This is a genomic window from Prauserella endophytica, assembly GCF_005146945.1.
Lineage (GTDB): Bacteria > Actinomycetota > Actinomycetes > Mycobacteriales > Pseudonocardiaceae > Prauserella_A > Prauserella_A endophytica.
This window is the reverse complement of sequence record NZ_SWMS01000001.1, coordinates 384,709-401,338: the sequence shown is the minus strand read 5'-3', so window position 1 is coordinate 401,338 and position 16,630 is coordinate 384,709. Positions and strand designations below refer to the sequence as shown.

The following is a 16,630-nucleotide window of genomic DNA, read 5'->3' as shown; positions in this document are numbered from 1 at the left end:
GCGATGATCGCGCACGGCGAAGTGTGCCTTCGGAGGAGTACGCGTGACGATCGACCGGTCCTTGCCACGGCAGCGAGGAAGCTCTGAAGCGACCGCCCCGAGAGGCACCGATTCGATCGTGCCGCGCCAGCTCAAGCGGCCACCGGCGCGGTTCACCAACCGCGCCGAGGAGCTCCAGCGCCTGCAGGACGCGCTAGCCTCGGCGGGCGGCCACACCGTGGTCCAGGTGATCAGCGGCCCCGGCGGGATCGGCAAGACGGCCCTCGCGCTGCACTGGCTCACCGAGATCGAGAACCAGTTCCCCGGCGGCGCGCTGCAGGCGAGCCTCGGCGCGTTCGACCCCACCGGTCCCGTCGCCGTCGGCGAGGTGCTCGGCCAGTTCCTGCGTGCGCTCGGCGTGCCGGGCAGCCGCGTACCCGTCGACGTCGAGGAGCAGGGCGGGCTGTACCGCACGCTCACCGCGTCGGTCCCGATGCTGGTGCTGCTCGACAACGCGGGTTCAGAGGCGCAGGTGCGGCCGCTGATCCCGGCCGCGCCCGGCAGTCTCGTCGTGGTCACCAGCAGGCGGCCGCTCGGCGGTCTCGCCGTGGACGAGGGCGCGGAGCTGCTCGCGCTGGATCCCCTGAGCGCCGAGCATTCCATGACCCTTTTGCGGGACACACTCGGCGTCGATCGCGTGGATACTGAACGTGCACATGCCACGACGATCGTCCGTCTCACCGCGGGCCTGCCGATCGCGCTGTGTTCGGTGGCTGGGCGGCTGGTGGCCAAGCCGAAGGCGACGCTGGCACGGACTGCCTCCGAGCTGAGCGTGGGCCGGCGACGGCTCTCGGTGCTCTCGGCGGGCAAAGAGGGAGACTCCGTGCAGGCGTCGTTCGATCTCGCCTACCAGGCGCTGCCGGCGGAGGCCGCGAGGGCCTACCGCTTGCTGGGGCTGCACCCGGGCGCCGAGTTCAGTGAGGGCGTGGCCGCAGCCGCCGTGAACGGCTCCGTCGCGGCGACGCGGCGGCTGCTCGACGAGCTCGTCGAGGTCAACATGGTCACCGAGCCGGAGGACGGCCGCTACGCCTTCCACGACCTGTACCGGCTGCACGCCGTCGAGAAGGCCGAGGAGCACGAGAGCGGCGACGAGCGAAGGGACGCCCAGCTGCGGATCCTCGAGTGGTACCTGCGCGCAGCGCGCTCGACCGCTCATCTCGTGACCCCCGACCAGGAGCCGCTGCCCTACGAGTACGCGAGCAGGCGGCCCGACGCCGCGTCGCTGCCCGCCGAGGACGAGGCACTCGACTGGCTGGAGCGCGAGCGCACCAACGTCTTCGCCGCGATGCAGGCGGCTGCCCAGCTCGACCACCCTGAGCTGGCCTGGCACCTCGGCGACGCCATGTGGCCGCTGTTCCTGCTCCGCAAGCACTACCGCGACTTCCTGACCGTGAGCCAGCTCGGCGTGCGGTGCGCTCAGCAGTGGGGCAACGCGGACGCCGAGGTGATCATGCTCAACCGGTGCGGCGCCGCGTGCCGGGGCGCCGGCCGGTTCGACGAGGCCGTCGAGCACTACAGCGCCGCGCTGCGAAGGCTGCGACCGGACGGCGACCAGGTACCCGGGATCAGGTCGGTCGAAGGGCTCGGCCTGGTCGCGCTGGCGCAGGGCAGGCTCGAGGACGCGCACCGCGAGTTCACCGACGACCTGCGCCGCTCCCGAGAGCTGAAGCGGCCACACGATGTCGCGCTCGCACAGGTCAACCTCGGCGTGACGCTGACGAGGCTGGGCCGGACCGGCGAGGCGATCGAACAGCTCGAACAGGCCAAGGCACTGCTGGCCGAGCAGGGCGACGGCTACAACGTGGCCAGGGCCGGGATCGACCTCGCCCGCGCGCTGGCGCTGGACGGCCGGACGGCCGAGGCGACCGAGCACGTCACCGAGGCGCGCGAGGTGATGCGGCAACGCGGGTCGGCGTTCGAGGAGGCCAGGGCCATGCAGGTGCTCGCGGAGGTGGCCGAGTCGGCGGGCCGTGCGGACGAGGCCAGGCAGCGCTACGAGGCGGTGCTGCCGATCTACACCGAACTCGGCAGGCCCGAGGCGAGCGAGGTGCGGGAGCGGCTACGGCAGGTGGAAAACCCCAGCTAGTGACGCTGTGTGGCTGCAAATTGCACCAGTTGGCGTCTCGTCAACCGTTCGAAGTGATCAGTCGGGGTGAAATTGTCACCCTGCGCAACCTGGAAAATCGCAAACGACGAGCGGTCAGATCTTGTCGTTGAACGAAAGCAAAAACCGTCCCCGTTCAGCGGTACCGCACCCACCGGGTGTGCTGTCGGCCCGCCCTGAGGTCCTCCAGCCTGCGACGTAGCTCCCGCCGCACGGCCGGATGGCTGCGCATGATCGGCAGCACGCTGGTGGTCAGCTTGAGCTCCCTGGCCGCCCGCAGCACGCCGAAGCCCTCCCAGGACGTGACGTCGAAGCCGTACGTCAGCGCCAGCGCCCGGTACCAGGCCGAGGGGTCCCCGAAGCGCTGCCTGCCCACAGCCAACGGGACCAGATCCCATTCGGGCGGGCCCGCGCACGCGGAGTCGAAGTCGCACAGAACGGGGCCGTCGTCGCCCACGATGACGTTGCCCGGATGGGCGTCGCCGTGCACGAGCGCCGTGGGCAGCACGAACTTGAGCTCGGCCAGCTCGGCCTCCACCTCGCGGCAGCGCTCGAGCAGGAACCGCCGGTCACCGGGAGCGAGCTCCTCGGCATCGGACACCCGCGCACGCACGTCGGCGAGCGGTTGCCAGGGCCCGACGCCGTCCGGCGGCGGCAACTCGTGCACCTGGCGCAGGAGCACGGCGAGCTGGGCGGACGTGGCCCGCGTCCCGGTGCCGGGGACCTTCTGCCAGACCGTCACCACGTGCTCGTCGATGTGCAGCGGCTGCTCAACACCTGCGACGAGCCGGATGGCGGGCACCTCGTGCCGCGCGAAGTGCTCGGCGACGGCCACCACCTTGCCGGCCCGGTGCCGGAGCGCCCGTGATCCGACGATGCGCACCACGACGGGGTCGTTCACCAGGGAGTACACCGCGTTGTTGGTGAACCGCAGCAACGTCGCGCCGCGATGGTCCAGACCGAGGCGGGCACACGTCTGCCGCAGGACCTGGTCCAGCTTCTCCCTGGTGAACCGCCCGTTCAAGGATCCTCGGCGCCGGTCTACGCGAAGAACGTGGTCATCCGCTCCACGAGTTCGCGAGCGTCGGAGTTGTTGCTGCGCCGCGCCGCTTCCTCCTTCAGTGGGCGCATGCGCTGCTCGATCCTGGCCGACTTGAGGCCCTCGGCCGCGTCGAGCGCCTTGCCTCCGACCTTCGCGCCGTGGTCGATGTCGCCGTCGATCATGTGGTTGGTGGCCAGCATGCTCAGGTTGAACGTCCGGCTGCGCGCCATGTCGTCGCCGTAGTCGCCGATGGCCCTGGTCAGGGCGGGGATCGCGTACTTCGTGTGCGCCGTGTCCGCCTGCTGCGCGAGTGCCGTGTGGACGGTGCCGACCATCGCGTAGACATCGGTCTCGTTGAAGAACCGCACCCACGACTCGGCGTTGGCGAGGTCGGCGCGCGCGAACTCGTCCCGCGTCCGGCCCAGCAGCTTGATGGCCTGCTCGGCGTTGCCCATCATCGCGTAGGCCCACGCCTCGTTGGCACAGAGCACGGCCACCGCGAGTTCCGAACCGGACTCCTGCGCGGCGATCTGCCCCAGCTGGAACAGCTTGAGCGCGTCGTTCGGCGCCTCCTGGTGCAGGTAGACGCGGCCCATTCGGTACAGGATGTTGGCGACCAGCGGGTGGTTCTCGCCCTGTTTCGCCAGGTCCAGCGCGTTGGCGAAGTGCCCGCGCGCGGAGTCGATGAGTCCGATGTCGAACGAGGTCCAACCCGCGAGGCTGTGCAGGTCGGCGAGCGCGACGTAGAGCCGGGACTTGACCAGTTCGGTACCGCTGGCCTGGAGCATCTGCTGTCCCCAGGACAGCTGGGCGACGACGGCGTCCCGGCAGAAGCCGCCGCCGTACTGGTAGTCGAGCGCGCGGAGCGCCCTGGTTGCCGCTTCCACCTGCCGGACGTCGGTCATGCCGATCCGCCCAGGTGCGGGTGTCCTTGCGGGACTCGCCGCCCAGGCGTCGGATGCGGGCCCGAAGACCGCGGCCCCCATCGTCACCTGTGCGGCGTGCGCGAGGAACTTCCGCCGTTTCACGGACTCGTCCTCCTCAGCCTGCTGCTCGTCGGCCGCGCCGACGACCTGAATCTCCGTGGCCTCGTCGTAGGCGAGGCCCATGTATCCACGTGGGATGCCCAGGCCTGCGGAGATCCGGGAGAGGACGTCGTAGGCCATGACCTGTCGTCCCTTGAGGATCTCCGAGACCTCGGACTGCGACTGGCCGGTCATGGCGGCGATCTGACGCTGCGAGACACCGTGTTTGCGCAGCTGGCGGTAGACCTCGCTGATGTTTCTGCTCGCGAGGGCATCCCTCATCTCCGGGGCTTCCCAGAGCTTCGGGTTGATCCGGCCCTGCTTGGCGTCACCTGTGTCCACGTGCGGCCCTCCACAGTCCTGTCGGGCGTCGGTAAGCAGCGTAAGCACCCCTATTGAACCCTGCGAAACGCTGTTTGTGCGCCCTGATCGGCCCGGCCGAAGTCCCCCGACCGCTTAACGTGGAACTCGGGCCGGTCGCCGCTATGACGCCCACCAAGCCTTCTTTCGGCGTTCTTTTCGTCGCAATGTAGTTCGCAGATCTCTGTGGCCGGGTGAACACCCAGCGCAGTCACGGAGAGCTACCACAGCGAGGAACAGGCTCGCGCCTGTCGCCGGGAGAGCGGAGAGGAACGTGGAGTTCGTGCACTCGATCACAGCAGGACGTGCTGCGACCGGCACGACGCCCGTGCACCGGTCTCCGGTCGGCGAGAAGGCGCGCCAGCCGCTGTCGTCAGCGTCGACGGCAGACCCCCGCGCCGCCGCTGTCCGCAGGTACGAGGGCGGGCAGCTCGTTTGGCGTGTGCAGTGCGGCGACCTGATCAGTCGTGAGCGTTGCCTGACGGTGTTCGTAGACGACGACGAAGTGGTGCTCGTCGGGCCTCCCGGCGAGACGGCGCGGCTCACGGCAGGCCAGCTCGGCCAGCTGCGGGCCGCGCTCAACGAAGCCGCCAAGCTGGCGGAAAGGTGACGGTGAGTTCCAGGTGGATCAGATCCTCGGACAGGTGCTCCGCAACGCGGTGTGGGAACGCCTCGACATGCTCTCCGATCTGGCGAGCCGCGCAGACGCTCCCTCGCTGGTCTCCGTGGCGCGGTCCGAACTGCCCCGGCTGACCGAGGGCTGGCGCGCCATGTTGCGCTCGCACGAGCCGGACGAGCGGGGCGACTGCCCCACGTGCTCGACGCGGTGGCACAAGTGCAAGGCCCCCTGCACGGTCTGGCAGGTGGCTCACGAGCACCTGGTCGCCGGCGGGCTGGCGCCCCAGCAGGACACGCGACGGAGGGGACGCCGCCGGGCGGCCCCGGCCGCCGCGCAACAGTCTCACGCGGTCCCCACGCCGGCTGAACCACAGCCGGTCCCGCAACAGAAGGGCAAGCACGCCCTGGTCCCCGTGCCGGCTGGCCGGCACGCCGTCACCGGGAGCCCCGCCCGGTAACGGACACAGGCGGCGAGATGTTCTCGCCAAGGTCGGCGACCGGCTCGTCCGTACCCCCGAGCGAGATGAGTCGGTCGCCGGTCGCAACCGGTCGGCGATTAATCCAAATAATGCGCGTCAGCCTCTGGCGAAAGTGGTAATCCGCCGGTTAGGTTGAGCGCCAAGTGATCGCCGCACAACTACACATCGCATGCTGTGAAACCCCGCCCACAGTGCGGCCCCGATACTCCGCGGGCCGGTGCCGTTGCACTCCCCCTCCCCCGACCGGCACCGGCCCGCGGTTCCCATGTCACCGGCTTCAGCCGATGCGTAGTGTTCACTCGACCGTGAAGCAGGTCACCAGCACGATAAAGTCGCTGGCCTGCACAGCGAGGAGCACGACGTGTCCGAGAACCAGGCCGTGACGCCGAACGAGACGACGCCCCTGCGTCGGCAACCCGTCCAGCAGCGCAGCGCCAAACGCGTCGAACGCATGTTGGACGCCAGCGCCGAGCTGCTCCAGGAGGTCGGGTACGAGGCGCTCACCACCACCCTCATCGCAAAGCGAGCCGGGGTCGCCGTGGGCTCGCTGTACCAGTTCTTCCCCGACAAACGCGCGGTCGTGCAGGCGCTGACCCAGCGCAACCTCGACCGGTTCGTCGCCGCGGTCAGCGAGCGGCTGGGCGGTGGCGAGCACGAGCACTGGTGGGACGTCGTCGACTCGCTGCTCGACATCTACCTGCAGATGCACCGCGAGGTGCCGGGCTTCTCCAGGGTGCATTTCGGCGACGTCGTGGACGTGCGCCTGCTCGACGAGCAGCGCACCAACAACCGCGTGATCACCGACTCGCTCGCGGCGCTCGTCAGCAAGCACGTCGATCTGGATCCGGAGCAGCTGACGCTCCCGATCTCGATCGCGGTGGAGGCGGCCGACGGACTGCTGAACTTCGCCTTCCGCAGCGATCCCCAGGGCGATCCCGAGGTGCTCGCCGAGACGAAAGCGCTGATCAAGGGCTATCTGGCGAGCCGGTTCGGCGAATGACGAACCGAGTTGTCCACAGGCTTCCACACGCTGTGGACAACTCAGCCGAAGGCGCGACCCTCCCCCCGGTACGTCGGCGTCGCGCGCTCGACACGGTCACCCCGCACGAGGTGGTACTGGGTGAAATGTTCCGCCAGCTCGCCCGACTTCGCGTGCCGGAACCACACCCGGTCACCGAGGCGCAGGTCACCCGCGGCGGCACCGGCGACCGGCGTCTGCACCTCACCCGCGCCCTCGACGCCGAGCAGCCGCAACCCGGCGGGCAGGTACGGCGAGGGCAACCGCGAAACGCCCGCCTGCCCCGACGCGACGTAGCCCCCGGCGAACACGGTCGCGATGCGGCGGGCAGGTTTGCGCACGACGGGCAGCGCGAACAGGGCGGCGGGCCGGGGCGTGAACCGCGTGTACTCGGAGAACAGCGCCGGCCCCAGCAGGCCGGAGCCCGCCGTGACCTCGGTGACCGACCGCTCGGCGCTCGTCGTCTCGAGGCTGCCGGTACCGCCGCCGTTGACGAACTCGAGGTCCGCCACCTCCCGCACGGCCTCGACCGCCTTCGCGCGGCGCCCGGCGAGCTCGGCGGCGGAGCGGCGCTGCATCCAGCGGACCAGCCCGCCACGCAGACCGGGCGCTCCGTCGGGAACGCCGGCGATCTGTCCCTCGTAGGCCATCATCCCGACGAGGGAGAAGCCCGGCCGGTCCACGATCCTGCGGGCGAGCTCACCCGCCTGTCGCGCGGTGAAAACCGGCGAGCGGCGCGTGCCGATGTGCACGCCTGGCAGCGGTCGCCACGACACGTCGAGCTCGAGGGCCACCCTGATGTCGGGGTGGTGCCTGCCGAGCGCCGCCTCGACGAGGTCGAGGTGCTCGTCGGCGTCGACCATGATCGTGATCGCGGCTCGGGCGGCGTCGTCCTCGGCCAGTTCCCGCAGCGCGCCGTGGTCGGCGGTCGGGTAGGCCACCACGAGGTCGGTGCTGCTGCCCTGGCGGAAGAGCCAGAGCGCCTCGGCCAGCGAGTAGCTGAGCACGCCTGCGAAGCCCGGCAGTGCGAGCGCCCGCTCCAGGAGGTACCGGCAGCGGATGGACTTGCTCGCCACGCGCACCGGGAGGCCCGAGGCGCGGCGCACCAGGTCGGCCGCGTTGGCGTCGAACGCCTCGAGGTCGACGATTGCCAGCGGCGGGTCGAGATCCTTCGTAGCGAGGTCGTACGGCGCGCCGTTTCCCGTGGTCACGGCGCGTACGTTACGCCAGGAAACCTTGTAACGCGAATCGTATTCACTTATCGTGGCCAAACCCAGACCATCGTGGAGGCAGCCGTTGTCAACGTGGACGAACTGGGCGGGCACGGCCGTGGCGCATCCGCGCCGCGTCCATCGGCCGCGGAGCACCGCCGAGCTCGCGGAGGTGGTCACCGACGCCGCCGTCGAAAGGCGGCAGGTGCGCGCACTCGGCAGTGGCCACTCCTTCACCGACATCGCCGCGACCGACTCCGACGCGATCGACCTCGGCGCCTGGACGGGCATCGTCTCGGCCGACCCCGAGACCGGCCTGGTCACCGTGCGCTCGGGCACCACCCTGCGGACACTCAACGCGGAGCTGGCCGCGCGCGGCCTCGCGATGACCAACCTGGGTGACATCGACGCGCAGACCATCGCGGGCGCGATCGCCACCGGCACCCACGGCACCGGGGCCCGCTTCGGCGGGCTCGCGACACAGGTCGCGGCGCTGGAGCTCGTGCTGGCCGACGGCACGGTGGTGTCGTGCTCGCCGGAACGCAGGCCGAACCTCTTCGCCGCCGCGAGGGTCGGCCTCGGCGCGCTGGGCGTGCTCAGCACCGTGACCCTGCGCTGTGAACCGGCGTTCGTGCTGAGCGCGCAGGAGGGTCCCGAGCCCCTGGAGCAGGTTCTCGACGGGTTCCACGAGTTCGCCAAGAGCAACGACCACTTCGAGTTCTACTGGTTCCCCTACGGCCGCAACGCTCTGGTCAAGCGCAACAACCGGCTCGAACGGGGCGCTCGACCCGAGCCGCTTTCGAACCTTCGCCGGTTCGTCGACTACACGATCATGGAGAACGCGGCGCTCGGCACGCTGTGCCGCGTGGGCCGAGCTGTTCCCCGGCTCATGCCGTCGCTGGGCCGGCTCTCCTCGGCGGCGCTGTCCGGGCGGGAGTACAGCGACGCCTCGCACCGCGTGTTCGTCACCCAGCGTTCGGTGCGGTTCGTGGAGTCGGAGTTCGCCGTGCCGAGGGAATCGGTGCACGACGTGCTCGGCGAGCTGCGCGCGCTGGTGCCGACGCTGGCGGATCCCGTGGCGTTGCCAGTGGAGGTGCGCGTCGCGGCGGCCGACGACGTCTGGCTCTCCACCGCCTACGGCCGCGACTCCGCCTACATCGCCATCCACCAGTACGTCGGCATGCCCTACCGCGAGTACTTCGCGGCGTTCGGAGAGATCGCGAGCGCGGTGGGCGGCCGTCCGCACTGGGGCAAGCTGCACGACCTCGACGCCGCCGCACTGCGCGAGCGGTACCCGCGGTTCGACGATTTCCAGGCCGTGCGCAGGGAAGTGGACCCGTTCGGCCTGTTCAGCAACGCCTACCTCGACCGCGTGCTCGGCCCGCTCAGCTGAGCGGCCTGCGCGGCGAAGTCGGCGAGAATCCGCGTCGCGGCGCCCACCTCGGCGAAGAGGAAGTCGGCCCGGTCAAGTTTTCCGACCGCCTCGATGAGCCTCGCGGCGACGTCGCACACCAGTCGCCGCGCGGCATCGGCTGTGTCTGGTGTGGACAGTGTGCGCAGTTCTCCGAACACTTCGGATACGGGCCCCTCGAGCCCGACTTTGGCAGCGATGTCGAGGATGGCCCGCTCCGCCTCGTCCCTCGACACTCCCGTGTGGACACCCCGCGCGGCACTCAGCACTCGTCCTCCTCCCGCATCGGGTCGGCACCGAGCACGATCTCCCGCAGCTCACCGGCCTTGCGCTCCGCGCGATGGACGGCGGCCGTGACCAGCTCCGCCACGCGCTCCTCGGCCAGTTCGGGCAGGAGCCGGTGGTCGAGCTCGATCGCTCGCAGGGAACCGCAGATGTCGACCTGCACGACGCCCAGCCGGTGCTCGATCTTCTCACCGATGATCTTCGCGTCGGCCTCGGCGCGGCGCTTTCCGGCCTGCGCCATTCGGTTTCGGGCCTCGTCCAGCTCAGTCATCGCTGCCCTCACTACTCACCCCGTCGAGGCCGCTGTCGTACTCCGACGAGCCGATCAGCGCGTCGGCCCGCTTGCCACCGATCACGGAGGCGAGGCGGTCGCGGCTGTCCAGCGTCGCGGCCCTGCGGGCGGTGTTCACCGCCGTGACGAGCTGGGAGCCGAGCCCGGCCGTGCGCAAAGCGCCGTCCGCGAGGGTGATGCCCATCAGGGCTCCGTTGCCGTCGACCGTCGCGCGGACCAGGCCGTCGGGGCTGGTGTAGGTGAACCGCTCGGTCGCCAGCTCGGCGCGCGCGGCGTTGATCCGGCGCAGGAGCGCACCGGTCTGGGTGCGGGCGCGGTCGATCCCGGGTGTGCTCGATTCCACGGAGGCAGAACCTACCGGGAGGGTCCGACCGAAACCGGCGTCAGACCCGGCTGACCGCTTCCTCGATCGGCGTGTTGCCACCGGTGAGTTCCAGGACCCGGCGGTTGGAGGCCGACGTGCCGTCCTCGGTGAGCAGCTCGACGATCACCGCGGCGACGTCGTCGCGCGTCACGTCGGCCCTGGGCACGGACTCGGCGAGATGGACGAGGCCCGTACCGGGATCGTCGGTGAGCCTGCCCGGCCGCAGGATCGTCCAGTCCAGTTCTCGCTTGCGCAGGTCCTCCTCGGCGGCGGCCTTCGCGCGCAGGTAGGCAGCGAACACCTCGCCCACGGCGGCCTCGTCGATGGGCCCCGCGGCGCCCATGGAACTGACCTGCACGAGCCGTCTCACGCCAGCGCGCTCGGCGGCGTCGGCGAACAGCACGGCGGCGCCGCGGTCGACGGTCTCCTTGCGCGCGGTGCCGCTGCCCGGCCCGGCGCCGGCCGCGAACACCGCGGCGTCGGCACCTTCCAGCACCGCGGCGACCTCTTCGATCGTGGCGGTCTCGAGGTCGAGCACCGCGGGTTCGGCGCTCACGTCCCGTAGGTCGGCGGTGTGGTCGACGTTACGGATGATGCCCACGGCGGTGTCGCCGTTCGCGGCGAGCAGCTTCTCCAGCCGCAGCGCGATCTGTCCGTGTCCACCGGCGATAACGACTCGCATGGCACCGAGCCTAATGAGATCAGTGCGTGTCGGCAGGGGTCTCCAGCGCGAGCAGCTGCTCGTAGACGACCTCGTTGACCCAGCGGGACACGGCGTCCTCGCCGAGGGTGATGCGCTCGCCGCGGCCGGAGAGGTCGAGCCCGACGGCCGCGTTCTCGTCGGCGGTGACCACGGCGAGGCCGTAGGCGCGGGCGCGCGGCAGGCAGTTGTCGACGTAGTCGTGGCTCAGCGTCGCCGAGTGCGGCAGCACCATCGCCGCGTCGCCGTAGCGCGCGAACGGAACGGTAGCGGCGAGGCCGGTGCGCCAGTGCCTGGCGACGGCGAGCACACCGACGATCTCCGCGGCGGGCGGCGGCGCGCTCGCGGCCAGCTCCGGCCACGTCCACGTCGACACGCTCGCCCTGTCGGTGACCGGGCCGATGCCCAGCGCGATCCGCTCGGCATGCGCCTCCGGCCGGAGCCTGGCCACCACGTACACCCTGCGGCCGAACATCGTCAGCCGGGGAAGCAGCACGCCGTCCCAGCCCAACTGCGCCGCCGCCTCGGCGGCCAGCTCGTCACTGGAGGCAGGCAGCTCGATGGGTGCGACGATGCGGCTCGGAGCCGACCTGGTTCCGTTCGAACCGCTCGTCACCGCGGTGTGCCCAGGTGTTACCGCCACGAAGTCCGCCTCCCTCTGCTGTTTCTGCGACTCACGCGTGCTCGGTGCGTCCTGGCGGGAAGCACCCCAACTTAAGTACCAGCGGAAACGGGCCGCAGTCTGCCGGTAGGACGAGTAGCTGCGATCGGCGGCGCCGAACGGTCGGTGATCGGTCGGTGGACGGTAATCGGACTTCGGTCCGGCAGTGCCGCCGGATGGGTGACGTGCGGCCGAGCGGTGCTTCTCAGAGTGGAGCGGTGACGTGTACCGCAGCCCTGGGCCGGGCAGCCGGGATAGGGTCGCCGGGTATTGACCGCCAGTGCTGGAGGACCCGATGCGCTCGCCGAAGGACTTCTTCGCCCCGCTCGCCGTGGGTGCGCCGGAGCCGGTCAGGCAGATCCCGGCCCTGCCGTCGAGGATGATTCATTTCTTCGATCCGAGCAACGAGAAGATGGCCGCCAAGGCGCCGGACATCGCCAAGAAGGTCGACGTGCTGCTCGGCAACCTCGAGGACGCCGTGAAGGCCGATCGCAAGGAGGCCGCCCGCGAGGGGCTCGTGCGGGTCGCCAAGGAGAACGACTTCGGCTCCACCCAGCTCTGGACGCGCGTCAACAGTCTCGACTCACCGTGGGTGCTCGACGACCTGATCACGCTCGTCACCGAGATCGGCGACAAGCTCGACGTCATCATGGTGCCGAAGGTGGAGGGCGCCCAGGACATCCACTACGTCGACCGCCTGCTCGCGCAGCTGGAGGCAAGGGCCGGGCTCGAGAAACCGCTGCTGGTGCACGCCATCCTGGAGACCGCGAGCGGCGTCGCCAACGTGGAGGAGATCGCCGGCGCGAGCCCGCGTATGCAGGGCATCTCACTGGGTCCCGCCGACCTCGCCGCCAGCAGGCGCATGAAGACCACCCGCGTCGGCGGTGGGCACCCCGGCTACCTCGTGCGCACCGACCCCGTCGGCGACGACCTCACCGAGGGCCGCACCACCTACCAGCAGGACCTGTGGCACTACACCGTGGCGCGCATGGTCGACGCGTGCGTCATGCACGGGATCCTGCCGTACTACGGGCCGTTCGGCGACATCCGCGACGTCGTGGCCTGCGAGGACCAGTTCCGCAACGCGTTCCTGCTCGGCTGCGTCGGCGCGTGGAGCCTGCACCCGGTGCAGATCGACATCGCCAAGAAGGTGTTCTCCCCCGCGCCCGAGGACGTTGCGTGGGCCCGCAAGGTGATCGCCGCGATGGGCGACGGCACCGGTGCGGTGATGATCGACGGGAAGATGCAGGACGACGCGTCGGTGAAGCAGTGCAGGGTGGTCGCCGAGCTGGCGGACGCGCTGGCGGCGAGCGACCCCGAGCTGGCCGAGGCCTACGACGCGGCTACGAAGGAGGCACTCGCGTGAAACCGCGCCGTTCCGTTCTCTACATGCCCGGCGCGAACGAACGGGCGCTGGAGAAGGCGAAGACGCTGCCGGCCGACGCGCTCATCCTCGACCTGGAGGACGCCGTCGCCCCCGACGCCAAGGAGGCCGCGCGCGAGCGCGTGTGCGCGGCGGCGGCCTCCGGCGAGTACGGCTCGCGCGAGGTGACCATCCGCGTCAACGGGCTGGAGACCGAATGGCACGACGCGGACCTGCGAGCGGCGGCGCAGGCCGGTCCCGCGGCCGTGGTGGTGCCGAAGGTGAACTCCGCTCGCGACGTGCACAACATCGAGCGCGCGCTGGAGCTCGGCGGGGCGCCTGACGACACGAAGATCTGGGCGATGGTCGAGACCCCGACCGCGATGCTGCACGCCGAGGACATCGCCTCGGCCAGCGAGCGGCTCACCGTGCTCGTCATGGGCACCAACGACCTCGCCAAGGAGCTGCACGCCGAGTTCGTCCCGGGCCGCGCACCGCTGCTCGGCGGGCTCTCGCTGTGCCTGCTGGCGGCTCGTGCGACGGGCAAGGTGATCCTCGACGGCGTCTACAACGACGTGAAGGACCTCGAGGGCTTCGAGGTGGAGTGCCTGCAGGGCAGGCGGTTCGGCTTCGACGGCAAGACCCTCATCCACCCCGGCCAGATCGAGCCCTGCAACCGGGTTTTCGCGCCCTCCGAGGAAGAGATCGCGCAGGCACGCAAGATCATCGACGCGTTCGAGGAAGCCAGGAAGGCCGGTCGCGGAGTGGTGACCGTCGACGGGCGGATGATCGAGAACCTGCACGTCGACAACGCCAAGCGCGTGCTGGGTCTTGCGGAGGCGATCGGGGCGCTCGGCTGAAAATCCGTTGCCCCGCGTGGGCGCTTGCGCTGTCGTGAGTGGGTGCGGAGCGGACAACGGACGCCGCTGGGGGCGGACTTCGCGAAACTGTGGACGGCCAACGCCTTCACGAACATCGCCGACGGCATCGCGCTCGCCGCGGGCCCGCTGCTGGTCGCGTCGCTGACCGACGACCCGGCCCTCGTCGCGGGTCCCCCCTTCCGGCCCGCGAGTTCCCCTTTCCTGCCCGCGAGTCCCCCCTTCCTGCCTGCGAGTTCCCCTTTCCTGCCCGCGAGTTCCCCTTTCCTGCCCGCGAGTCCCCCCTTCCTGCCCGCGAGTTCCCCTTTCCGAACACCACGAATGCAGAAATCGTGGACCGGAGCGGGGAACTCGCGCACCGGAGCGGGGGACTCGCGGAATTCGGGGCGCTGGGCACGGCGTTGCACCTCGTGTGCAGACGTTGCCGGTTCCGCTGTCCGTCCTCGACCGTTCCAGCACGCGCACGGGCCAGGACACCTCGGCGGCCGTGCGCGAAACGGTCCGCTTCGCGCAACAGGCCGAGGAACTGGGCTACCACCGGTTCTGGGTGTCCGAGCACCACAGCGTGCCCGGCGTCGCCGGGTCCGCGCCCACCGTGCTCGCCTCCGCGATCGCGGCGGCCACCTCGCGCATCAGGGTCGGTACGGGCGGGGTGATGCTGCCCAACCACCAGCCGATCGTGGTCGCCGAGCAGTTCGGCACCCTCGAAGCGCTCCACCCCGGCCGGATCGACATGGGCCTCGGGCGCTCGGTCGGCTTCACGGGCGGCGTGCGCGGCGCGCTCGGCCACGGCAAGGACGACGCGGACCGCTTCGGCGAGCAGGTGCGGGAGCTGCTCGGCTACTTCACCGGCGACCAGCAGGAACACCCCGGCGTGCACGCCTACCCCGCGGAGGGGCTCCGGGTGCCCGCGTTCGTGCTCGCCACCGGCGCCGGTGCCGACCTCGCCGCCGACCTCGGGCTCGCGCTCGTGATCGCACCCGTCGCGGGCATGGACGCCGTCGCCAAGCGGATCGCCGCCTACCGCGAGCGGTTCCGCCCGTCCGAACTGTGGCCATGCCCGTACGTGGTCGTGTCGAGTGCCGTCGCGGTCGCCGACACCACCGAGCAGGCCAGGCGGTTGCTGCTGCCCGAGGCGTGGTCGATGGTCCACGCCCGCACGCGCGGGGTGTTCCCGCCGCTGCGGTCGGCCGCCGAGCTGCCCACGCCCACCGCGCGCGAGGCGAAGCTGCTGGAGCAGTCGCTGCGCGGGCAGATCCACGGCACGGCCGGGCAGGTGGGAGCCGAGCTGGCCGACCTCGTCGAGCGGACAGGCGCCGACGAGCTGCTGATCACCCTGAGCACCTTCGACCGCGCCGAGATGCTCGACTCCTACGCCCGCCTGGCCGAACTAGTCGGGCCAGGCGCGTTGCGCGGGGCGTAGCCGTTCGAAGGCGGCGGCCGCGCGCAGCACGCCGAGGTCGTCGAAGCGGCGCCCGGAGAGCTGCAGGCCGATCGGCTGGTCCTCCCGCGTGTACCCGCAGTTGACCGACACCGCGGGCTGGCCGGACATGTTGTACGGCACGGTGAATCCGATGTGCTCGAACGGCCGCGCCGGGTCGTTGGTCGGCGAGGCCCAATCGAACGGCGGCGCCGACACCGGGCACGTCGGCGACAGCACCACGTCGAAGGGCTCGCTCGCCCGCAGGGCGGCCACGGTGATGGCCTCCATCTGCGCGAACCCGCGGTAGACGTCCGCGCCGGAAAGCCCTTCGCCACCGGCCACCCACTCCGCGATGTAGGGCAGGATCCGTTCCCGTCGCGGGGCGGGCAGCTCCTCGGCGTCCACGACGAACCGGGTGCGCCAGAACCGGTCGAGCCCGTCGAGCATCTGCCTGGTGAGGAACGGTTCCACCGGCTCGACGTGCGCACCGGCCGCCTCGAACAGCCGCGCGGCCTCCTCCACGGCGGCGCGCACGTCCGGCTCGACGGCGAGGCCCACCCCGGCGTCGAGCTGCACCCCGATGCGCAGCCCGGCCGGGTCCAGCGCGAGCTCGTGCCACGGGATCTCCTCCGGCGGCAGGCACAGGTGATCACGCGAGTCCGGACGCGAGAGGACCTCCATGAACAGCGCCGCGTCGGCGACCGTGCGGGTCATGGGGCCCGCCACGCGCCCGAGATACGGCGGGAACACGGGCACGCGGCCGAAGCTCGGCTTGAACCCGGCCAGCCCACACCATGCCGCGGGCAGCCGGATCGACCCGCCGATGTCGGTGCCGACGTGCAGTGGTCCGTACCCAGCCGCGGCCGCGGCGGCGGCACCCGCGCTGGAGCCGCCCGGCGTGCGCGCGTGGTCCCACGGGTTGCGCGTGGCCGGGTGGAAACTGGAGAGCCCTGAGGTGAGCATCCCGTAGTCGGGCATGGTCGTCTTCGCCAGCAGCACGCCGCCGCACTCGCGTACGCGCGCGGCGGCGGGAGCGTCTTCGGGGGCGGGCGTCAGCTCCGTCGCCGCGGTGCCCAGCGGTACCGGCGTGCCGCGCGTGGCGATGTTCTCCTTGAGCGTCAACGGAACGCCATCGATCGCGCCCAGCGGCTCACCGGCGTGCCAGCGCCGCTCGGCCGCGCGAGCCGAGGCGCGCGCGGCGTCCGGATCGTAGGCGTAGAGCGCGCGCAGGGTGTCCTCCTGCGCGTCGATCCTCGCCAGGACCGCCTCGGTGACCTCGACCGGTGACAGCGTCCCCGCTCGGTACTCGGCCACCAGCTCGGTCGCGGCGAGCGACGTCAGCTCTGCCATGACACCT

Annotated in this window: 17 protein-coding genes; 8 read left to right on the top strand and 9 right to left on the bottom strand. The window is 70.9% G+C overall.

Features of this window, described 5'->3' with window-relative positions; translation table 11 throughout:
• Positions 1 to 43 precede the first annotated feature (43 nt).
• Positions 44 to 2,125 (top strand): tetratricopeptide repeat protein, encoded by a 2,082-nt coding sequence (locus tag FCN18_RS02060; RefSeq protein ID WP_228713575.1) that lies wholly within the window; start codon positions 44 to 46, stop codon positions 2,123 to 2,125.
• Between the two features lie 154 nt (positions 2,126 to 2,279).
• Here FCN18_RS02060 and FCN18_RS02055 read toward each other — a convergent pair whose 3' ends face one another.
• On the bottom strand, positions 2,280 to 3,167 hold the full coding sequence (locus FCN18_RS02055; RefSeq protein WP_113642760.1) for a phosphotransferase family protein: 888 nt from the start codon (positions 3,165 to 3,167) through the stop codon (positions 2,280 to 2,282).
• A gap of 17 nt (positions 3,168 to 3,184) precedes the next feature.
• Positions 3,185 to 4,492, bottom strand: a complete 1,308-nt coding sequence (locus FCN18_RS02050; protein ID WP_228713629.1) for a helix-turn-helix transcriptional regulator — start codon at positions 4,490 to 4,492, stop codon at positions 3,185 to 3,187.
• A gap of 352 nt (positions 4,493 to 4,844) precedes the next feature.
• Here FCN18_RS02050 and FCN18_RS02045 point away from each other — a divergent pair, with 352 nt between their 5' ends.
• The 3 genes from FCN18_RS02045 to FCN18_RS02035 all read left to right on the top strand — a co-directional run bounded on the left by FCN18_RS02045 (position 4,845) and on the right by FCN18_RS02035 (position 6,667).
• Entirely contained in the window at positions 4,845 to 5,180 is a 336-nt protein-coding gene (locus tag FCN18_RS02045; protein WP_112265972.1) for a hypothetical protein, read from the top strand.
• A gap of 13 nt (positions 5,181 to 5,193) precedes the next feature.
• Positions 5,194 to 5,646 carry a hypothetical protein gene (locus tag FCN18_RS02040; protein WP_110334385.1) on the top strand — a complete coding sequence of 151 codons (453 nt, stop codon included), beginning with the start codon at positions 5,194 to 5,196 and terminating at the stop codon, positions 5,644 to 5,646.
• A gap of 382 nt (positions 5,647 to 6,028) precedes the next feature.
• Positions 6,029 to 6,667 (top strand): TetR/AcrR family transcriptional regulator, encoded by a 639-nt coding sequence (locus FCN18_RS02035; RefSeq protein ID WP_112265970.1) that lies wholly within the window; start codon positions 6,029 to 6,031, stop codon positions 6,665 to 6,667.
• 41 nt (positions 6,668 to 6,708) lie between these two features.
• Here FCN18_RS02035 and FCN18_RS02030 read toward each other — a convergent pair whose 3' ends face one another.
• Entirely contained in the window at positions 6,709 to 7,896 is a 1,188-nt protein-coding gene (locus FCN18_RS02030) for an amino acid deaminase/aldolase (RefSeq protein WP_112265968.1), read from the bottom strand.
• An 85-nt stretch (positions 7,897 to 7,981) separates the two neighbouring features.
• Between FCN18_RS02030 and FCN18_RS02025 the strand changes: the two genes are divergently transcribed.
• Entirely contained in the window at positions 7,982 to 9,289 is a 1,308-nt protein-coding gene (locus FCN18_RS02025; protein WP_137092953.1) for a D-arabinono-1,4-lactone oxidase, read from the top strand.
• Here FCN18_RS02025 and FCN18_RS02020 read toward each other — a convergent pair.
• The 5 genes from FCN18_RS02020 to FCN18_RS02000 are packed head-to-tail and all read right to left on the bottom strand — an operon-like array spanning position 9,256 to position 11,591.
• Entirely contained in the window at positions 9,256 to 9,576 is a 321-nt protein-coding gene (locus tag FCN18_RS02020) for a hypothetical protein (protein WP_112265964.1), read from the bottom strand. The genes FCN18_RS02025 and FCN18_RS02020 overlap by 34 nt on opposite strands.
• Entirely contained in the window at positions 9,570 to 9,863 is a 294-nt protein-coding gene (locus FCN18_RS02015; protein ID WP_137092951.1) for a hypothetical protein, read from the bottom strand. Before FCN18_RS02015 ends, FCN18_RS02020 begins: the two co-directional genes overlap by 7 nt.
• Positions 9,856 to 10,227 carry a YbaB/EbfC family nucleoid-associated protein gene (locus FCN18_RS02010; protein WP_112265960.1) on the bottom strand — a complete coding sequence of 124 codons (372 nt, stop codon included), beginning with the start codon at positions 10,225 to 10,227 and terminating at the stop codon, positions 9,856 to 9,858. The genes FCN18_RS02015 and FCN18_RS02010 overlap by 8 nt, the downstream gene beginning before the upstream one ends.
• A gap of 40 nt (positions 10,228 to 10,267) precedes the next feature.
• On the bottom strand, positions 10,268 to 10,930 hold the full coding sequence (locus FCN18_RS02005) for an NAD(P)H-binding protein (protein ID WP_112265958.1): 663 nt from the start codon (positions 10,928 to 10,930) through the stop codon (positions 10,268 to 10,270).
• Between the two features lie 19 nt (positions 10,931 to 10,949).
• Positions 10,950 to 11,591: a hypothetical protein gene (locus FCN18_RS02000; RefSeq protein WP_112265956.1), complete on the bottom strand. Its 642-nt coding sequence runs from the start codon at positions 11,589 to 11,591 to the stop codon at positions 10,950 to 10,952.
• 313 nt (positions 11,592 to 11,904) lie between these two features.
• Here FCN18_RS02000 and FCN18_RS01995 point away from each other — a divergent pair, with 313 nt between their 5' ends.
• The 3 genes from FCN18_RS01995 (at position 11,905) to FCN18_RS01980 (ending at position 15,273) form a co-directional block, all read left to right on the top strand.
• Complete coding sequence (locus FCN18_RS01995; protein WP_112266751.1) at positions 11,905 to 12,975, top strand: HpcH/HpaI aldolase/citrate lyase family protein; 1,071 nt, start codon at positions 11,905 to 11,907, stop codon at positions 12,973 to 12,975.
• Positions 12,972 to 13,832 carry an HpcH/HpaI aldolase/citrate lyase family protein gene (locus tag FCN18_RS01990; protein WP_170200495.1) on the top strand — a complete coding sequence of 287 codons (861 nt, stop codon included), beginning with the start codon at positions 12,972 to 12,974 and terminating at the stop codon, positions 13,830 to 13,832. Before FCN18_RS01995 ends, FCN18_RS01990 begins: the two co-directional genes overlap by 4 nt.
• A gap of 439 nt (positions 13,833 to 14,271) precedes the next feature.
• Positions 14,272 to 15,273: an LLM class flavin-dependent oxidoreductase gene (locus FCN18_RS01980; RefSeq protein ID WP_228713573.1), complete on the top strand. Its 1,002-nt coding sequence runs from the start codon at positions 14,272 to 14,274 to the stop codon at positions 15,271 to 15,273.
• Here the strand turns inward: FCN18_RS01980 and FCN18_RS01975 are convergent.
• On the bottom strand, positions 15,241 to 16,623 hold the full coding sequence (locus tag FCN18_RS01975; RefSeq protein WP_137092949.1) for an amidase: 1,383 nt from the start codon (positions 16,621 to 16,623) through the stop codon (positions 15,241 to 15,243). The two genes, FCN18_RS01980 and FCN18_RS01975, sit on opposite strands and share 33 nt — an antisense overlap.
• Positions 16,624 to 16,630: the final 7 nt, after the last annotated feature.